Origin of the sequence: Sphingomonas psychrolutea (assembly GCF_014636175.1) — a bacterium.
GTDB classification, from domain to species: domain Bacteria; phylum Pseudomonadota; class Alphaproteobacteria; order Sphingomonadales; family Sphingomonadaceae; genus Sphingomonas; species Sphingomonas psychrolutea.
The window spans coordinates 1-876 of the sequence record NZ_BMDW01000054.1 but is presented as its reverse complement, the minus strand read 5'-3'; the positions used below and the strand labels follow the sequence as shown (position 1 = coordinate 876).

Genomic DNA, 876 nt, shown 5'->3' with positions numbered 1-876 from the left:
TGAGCTGCTGCCGGTTTCGTGGACACCAAGATAAGGTGTTTTCGGAACCGGAGGGTGTAAATGCAACGACGGAAGTTCAGCCGAGAGTTCAAGCTCGAGGCAGTGAAGTTGGTCCGAGATCGGGGCGTGGCGGTAGCGCAGGCCGCGCGGGACCTGGACCTGCACGAGAACGTGCTGCGCAAATGGGTCCGCGAAGCGGAAGCTGATCCCCAGTCGGCATTCCCGGGCAACGGTCAGATGAAGCCCGAGCAGCAGGAGATTGAGCGGCTGCGCCGCGAGTTGGCCAGGATGAAGGCCGAACGTGACATATTAAAAAAAGCCGCGGCCTACTTTGCCAGGGACTCGATATGAAGTTCGGGTTCATCGCAAAGCATCGAGGGATCTGGCCGGTATCGTGGCTTTGTGGGGCGCTCGATGTCTCGCGCAGTGGTTTCCACGCCTGGCTTGTGCGGGCGCCAAGTGCCCGGTCGCGCAGCGACGAAGTGTATGCAGGAAAGATCCGCGCCAGCTTCATCTCCAGCTACCGAACCTATGGCGCGCGTCGCGTCTGGCACGATCTCTTGGCCGAAGGCCTTTCATGTGGCCTGCATCGTGTCGAACGGTTGATGCGTGTGCACGGTCTGATGGCGCGACCGCGGCGTCGCGGTCTGCCCAAGGATCATGGCGAACGCTCGGTGATCGCAAGCAACGTGCTCGATCGACAGTTCAGCGCGGAGGCGCCGAACCAGAAGTGGGTGGCCGACTTCACCTACATCTGGACTGCCGAAGGATGGCTGTACGCGGCCGCGGTGATCGACCTGTTCTCGAGGCGCGTCGTGGGCTGGTCGATGAGCGACACGATGACGGCGCAGCTCGTCACCGATGCGCTGGTCATGG

At 62.0% G+C, this 876-nt stretch carries 1 pseudogene; it reads left to right on the top strand.

What is annotated here, in order from left to right:
- Positions 1–60: 60 nt before the first annotated feature.
- A pseudogene (locus IEV62_RS18105) lies at positions 61–876 on the top strand (IS3 family transposase); the annotation flags it as partial.